The following is a 5,292-nucleotide window of genomic DNA, read 5'->3' as shown; positions in this document are numbered from 1 at the left end:
AGGTGGGTCTGGGTGTCCCCGGTGAGGCCGAGCGCCCGCGCCCGCATCACCCGGTCGTACGACGCCCGCACGTCGAGCCAGTCCCGGGCCGGCCCGACGAGGCAGTCGCGGTCGCGCACCATCCGCAGCAGCGTCGCGCGACGCCGGCCGTGCGCGTCCGGGACCATCAGCAGCACCGAGCCGTCGAGGTCCGGGAGATCGGCGACCTGGAGCGTGCCGCGCCGGAACAGCTCCTGCAGCGCACCCGCCTGCGACTCCGGCACGATGACGGCCGTCAGGGTCGACGGTGGCGTCCACTCAGCGCGCTCGGCAGCCGCCAGCACGGTCGCCTCGGCGGCACCGGCCAGTAGGTTGCGGCCCAGGCGCTCCATCATCCGTTGCCGGATCCGGCCCTCGGTCGCTGACTCGTCACGGTGCCCGGCGACGCTCGCCGCCGACAGCTCGTCGATGTAGGCGAAGACCATCTCGGCGAAGGACGCCATGGTGGCGGGGTCGATGCCTTGTTCCACGGCGCGTGCGGAGAGGTGCCGCCAGGAGACCCGCGCACCGATCCGGTAGGCCGACAGCAACGCGTCGGCGGTGCGGCCGCTGCGGACCTCGCCGCGCCCCAGCTGGTAGGCGCCGTCCACGGCGGAGGAACGGGGCGCCGGTGCGTCCCGGTCACTGATCATCGACAGGAACCCGCCGAGGGCGACCTGCACGGCGCCGCGGATGGTCTCGCCCATCGGCCCACCGAAGGCGTCCTCGTAGGCCGGTACCTCACGGATGATCTGCACGACCACGTCGTCGGCGACGGCCGCCAGGTCCGATCGCAGTGCGGTGACCGTGGCAGGAGGGAGCAACGCGGCGCCGTCGGGTCGTCGTACCGAACGTCGAGGCATGCGCGGCCCTCCTGCATCTTTGTCTTTTGCGAACAAAACCGGGCAGTAGATTCACCAACTGGTGTCATGAGTTTAGCGCGCCCGACTGCGACGCTTGATGCATGAGCACCACGACCGCGGCCCCCACAGCGGCCGCCCGCGCCGGAAGGCTCACGTCCCGGCTTCGCACCGTCCTCGACGCAGCGGTCACCCCGCTGACCGTCGACGACATCCTCGACCACTTCGCTCCCCTGCGCCCCGGCGCTGCAGTCGGCCTGCAGGGACGCATCGAGTCCGTCCAGGCCGAGACCGCCGACGCCGCCACGATCGTCATCAAGCCCGGCAAGGACTGGGCCGGCCACATCCCCGGCCAGTACGTCCGGGTCGGGGTCGACGTCAACGGTGTCCGCCTCTGGCGCACCTACTCCCTGACCCACGGCCCGCGCCGCGACGGCCGGATCTCGATCACGGTGAAGGCGATCCCCGGCGGTGCCGTCTCCCAGCACCTGGTGCACGGCGCCCGGGCCGGCCAGATGGTCCACCTCGCCCAGGCCGAGGGCGACTTCGTCCTCGACACCTCCGGCGTCGGCCCGACCAAGCTGCTCCTGGTCACCGCCGGCTCCGGCATCACGCCGGTCATCGGGATGCTGCGCAACCTCTACAACCGCTCGAACGCGCACAGCGTCGCCGCCGACTTCGACATCGTCCTCGTGCACTCCGCGATGAGCCGCGACGAGGTCATCTTCGGCGCCGAGCTCCGCGACCACGCCGAGGCCGGCCGGATCCGCCTCATCGAGCGCCACACCGACACCGACGGCCTGCTCACCACGGCCGACCTCGAGACCGAGGTCCCCGACCTCGCCGAGCGCGCGGCCTACGCGTGCGGCCCGGCCGGCCTCCTCGACACCCTCGAGGCGTTCTACGCCGAGCGCCGGCTCACGCTCAACACCGAGCGGTTCCGCGCGGCGATCGTCGACACCGAGGGCGAGGGCGGCACGGTCACCTTCACCGGCGGCAGCGACCAGGTCGTCGAGGCGGACGGCGCCACCCCGATCCTCGACGCCGCCGAGTCGGCCGGCGTCCTCATGCCCAGCGGTTGCCGGATCGGCATCTGCATGGGCTGCGTCCTGCCCATGAAGTCCGGCGTCGTGCGCGACCTGCGCACCGGAGAAGTCACCGTCGCCGTCCCGGGCGAGACCAACCCGGGTGGCGTTCCCATCCAGACCTGCATCAGCGCCGCCGCCGGCGACTGCCACATCGAACTCGAAGGAGCCTCCGCATGACCACCATCACGCAGAAGAGCACCAACCCGATCGCGCACCTGTCCCCCGAGCTGATCGAGGCGCTCGGCGCCGAGCTCGACGCCATCCGCCAGGAGGTCATCGACACCCGTGGCGAGCGCGATGCGGCGTACATCCGCAAGGTCGTCGACGTGCAGCGCAAGCTGGAGCTCGGCAGCCGCGCCGTCCTGCTCGCGAGCATCTTCCCGCCCGCCTGGGTCGCCGGGACCGTCGGCCTGAGCATCGCCAAGATCCTCGAGAACATGGAGATCGGCCACAACGTCATGCACGGCCAGTGGGACTGGATGCGTGACCCGAAGATCCACTCGACGACGTGGGAGTGGGACAACGCGACTCCCTCGGACGCCTGGAAGCACTCGCACAACCAGGTGCACCACGCCCACACGAACATCGTCGGCAAGGACAACGACCTCGGCTACGGCATCATGCGCGTCGACGAGGAGCAGCGCTGGCACCCGTTCTTCCTCGCGCAGCCGATGTGGAACTTCATCAACGCCTGCTTCTTCGAGTACGGCATCGCGGCGTACGACCTCGAGCTCGGCCGCAACCTGCGCATCCCGAAGGACAAGCGGAGCGAGGCGTTCAAGAAGAACCTCAAGGGCACGCTGACCAAGATCCGCAAGCAGGCCACCAAGGACTACGTCGTCAACCCGGCGCTCGCGATCCCGACCGGGTCCTTCCTGCCGGCCCTGGCGGCCAACTTCACCGCCAACCTGGTCCGCAACGTGTGGTCGCACTCGGTGATCATGTGCGGTCACTTCCCCGAGGGCGTCGAGACCTTCGAGCTCAAGTCGATTCCGAAGAACGAGACCCGCGGCGAGTGGTACCTGCGCCAGATGCTCGGATCGGCCAACTTCTCCGGCTCGACCGCGCTGCACATCATGAGCGGCAACCTGTCGCACCAGATCGAGCACCACCTCTTCCCCGACCTGCCGAGCAACCGGTACGCCGAGGTCGCGCCCAAGGTGAAGGCCGTGTTCGACAAGTACGAGCTGACCTACCTCACCCGCCCGTTCATCCCGCAGGTCGCCAGCGCCTGGCACAAGGTCGTCCGGCTGTCGTTCCCGAACGGCTGGCTCGAGACCACGAACGCCAGGAACCTGCCGACCCAGCTGGTGGCGCTCTACAAGATCTCCACCGCCGACAAGCGCAAGCGCCGCGTCATGCTGAAGCTGCTCGAGCGCAAGGCCAAGCAGGACTTCGCCGCGGCGGACACCAAGGCCGCCTGACCATCCGGTGCCGTACGACGTGACCCACGTCGTACGGCATCGTGGTTACTGAGCAGTAGTATCGGTCCATGAGCAACCACCCCAGCCAGGTGACCTGCACGATCACCGACGGCATCGCGCACGTCCGGCTGGACCGGCCGGACAAGCTGAACTCGCTGACCCTGGACATCCTCGATGACCTCGTCGCGACCGCGACGATGCTGCGCAAGGACAAGTCCCTGCGCGCGGTGGTCATCAGCGGCGAGGGTGACGCGTTCTGCGCAGGACTCGACTTCGCGTCGGTGCTCCGCAACCCGGTGGGCGTCGCGAAGGCGTTCGTCCCGCGGCCGCTCCGGGGCACGAACACCTTCCAGGAAGCCCCCTGGGCCTTCCGCCGGATCCCGGTCCCCGTGATCGCGGCCGTGCACGGCCACTGCCTCGGCGGTGGGCTGCAGATCGCGCTCGCCGCGGACTTCCGGATCGCCACCCCCGACTCCCGCTGGTCGGTCCTCGAGGGCAAGTGGGGCCTGATCCCCGACATGTCCGGCATCCAGGCGCTCAAGGAACTGGTCGGCATCGACCAGGCCAAGCTGCTCACGATGACCGCGGAGATCTTCGACGGCTCCCGCGCCCTCGAGCTCGGCCTGGTCACGAAGCTCGACAACGACCCCGTCGCGGCCGCGTTCCGGCTCGCCGAGCAGCTCACCCAGAAGTCCCCTGACGCCCTGGCCGCGGCCAAGCGGCTGTTCAACGACAGCTGGAACTCCTCGCCGCGCAGGACGTTCGCCCGGGAGCGCATCGAACAGGCCTTCCTGCTAGCCGCCCGCAACACCAAGGCGGCCCGCGAGGCCGCCTTCAAGAAGGCCGACGCGTCCTACGGGCCGCGGGTGCGCTGAGCCCGCATCGTCGAGTATCGGCCGGGATCGGATCAACCTGGTTGATCCGGTCCCGGCCGATCATTTTTCTGCCCCGAAGCTGTCGTATCAGCGTGGGTCCCTTCGTCGTCCTAGTGAAGGAACCTCACGACTCGGCCAAGGAGACAGGACCATGTGGGACACGACCCCGAACACCCAGCAGCACCTCAGTCACGACCTGCCCTGCCCGGCCTGTGGGCACGCGGTGCACACCTACCTCGCCTGCAGCGACACGTGCGCGTGCCAGCCGACGATCATGCCCGGTTCCGTCCCGCTTGCCGCCTGATCCGCGCTTCAGCGGCCCTTGGGCCCGAACAGTCGAGACCGCCAGCTACGCGTCTCGGTGATGCCACCGTCGTGCGGCGGACGTGCCGGCGCCGGAGCGGGAGCAGGGATCCTCGGCTCACCACCGACCAGGCCGCGGACGAACGCGTCGACCTGCCCCATGTGGTAGCCCTCCCGCAGCCGCACCGGCGTGAAGCGGGCGCCGCTCACGAGCGCAGCAATGGCAGCCGGATCGTTCGCGACCGCGACGATCCGGTCGAGGAAGGCGTCGACCTCACCCATGTCGTAGCCCTCCCGCAACCGGACGGGGGTGAATCGAACCTCGGCCACCCGCAGGGCGATGTCGTTGCTGGTCACGGCTTCAGGCTAGGCCAGTCCCGGTGGAGCGACGGCTGCAGCAGTACGGCGACCAAGGCCGACCACACGGCAAGGGCCTGCAGGAACCAGAGGACGGGCACGGCCAGTGCGGCGAACCCGACCCGCCACCCCCGGCGCCGCGCCAGCACGAGCCAGGCCGCACCGATCGCGACGACCAGCACGGACAGGGCGGCCCCCAGGCCCACCCAGGCGATCGCCTGCGCGCGGCTGCCGTCGGCGTCGCGGGTCCGCACCGCCGCGATGAGCGCTCCCACCAGCACCACGGGATAGGCGAGGAACATCGCCGCCGTACCCAGCCCCACGGCGAGCGCCCGGACCCGAGCACCGTCGCGGTGCTGCCGCAAGG

The 5,292-nt window shown here is 70.0% G+C and carries 7 protein-coding genes; 4 read left to right on the top strand and 3 right to left on the bottom strand.

All coding sequences use genetic code 11. From position 1 onward, the window contains the following. On the bottom strand, positions 1-881 hold an 881-nt coding region (locus ACOADB_RS13980), incomplete at its 3' end, for a PucR family transcriptional regulator (RefSeq protein WP_378599663.1). A 101-nt stretch (positions 882-982) separates the two neighbouring features. Here ACOADB_RS13980 and ACOADB_RS13975 point away from each other — a divergent pair. The 4 genes from ACOADB_RS13975 to ACOADB_RS13960 all read left to right on the top strand — a co-directional run bounded on the left by ACOADB_RS13975 (position 983) and on the right by ACOADB_RS13960 (position 4,569). Next, complete coding sequence (locus ACOADB_RS13975; protein WP_378599631.1) at positions 983-2,143, top strand: ferredoxin reductase; 1,161 nt, start codon at positions 983-985, stop codon at positions 2,141-2,143. Then, positions 2,140-3,390 carry a fatty acid desaturase family protein gene (locus ACOADB_RS13970; RefSeq protein WP_378599629.1) on the top strand — a complete coding sequence of 417 codons (1,251 nt, stop codon included), beginning with the start codon at positions 2,140-2,142 and terminating at the stop codon, positions 3,388-3,390. Before ACOADB_RS13975 ends, ACOADB_RS13970 begins: the two co-directional genes overlap by 4 nt. 68 nt (positions 3,391-3,458) lie before the next feature. Next, positions 3,459-4,265 (top strand): crotonase/enoyl-CoA hydratase family protein, encoded by an 807-nt coding sequence (locus ACOADB_RS13965; protein ID WP_378599626.1) that lies wholly within the window; start codon positions 3,459-3,461, stop codon positions 4,263-4,265. Between the two features lie 151 nt (positions 4,266-4,416). Next, a complete protein-coding gene (locus ACOADB_RS13960) occupies positions 4,417-4,569 on the top strand; it encodes a hypothetical protein (RefSeq protein WP_378599623.1) in 153 nt (50 codons plus the stop codon). A gap of 8 nt (positions 4,570-4,577) precedes the next feature. On the opposite strand, the gene ACOADB_RS13955 is transcribed toward ACOADB_RS13960, so the two are convergent. Together ACOADB_RS13955 and ACOADB_RS13950 are read right to left on the bottom strand one after the other, a co-directional pair. After that, positions 4,578-4,925: a DivIVA domain-containing protein gene (locus tag ACOADB_RS13955; protein ID WP_378599620.1), complete on the bottom strand. Its 348-nt coding sequence runs from the start codon at positions 4,923-4,925 to the stop codon at positions 4,578-4,580. Then, positions 4,922-5,292: hypothetical protein (locus ACOADB_RS13950; protein ID WP_378599618.1), on the bottom strand; the 371-nt coding region annotated here is incomplete at its 5' end. The genes ACOADB_RS13955 and ACOADB_RS13950, both read right to left, overlap by 4 nt.

The organism is Nocardioides sp. CPCC 206348, assembly GCF_048654705.1.
Lineage (GTDB): Bacteria > Actinomycetota > Actinomycetes > Propionibacteriales > Nocardioidaceae > Nocardioides.
Note: the sequence above shows the minus strand (reverse complement) of the source record. Positions and strands in the feature narration are given on the sequence as shown.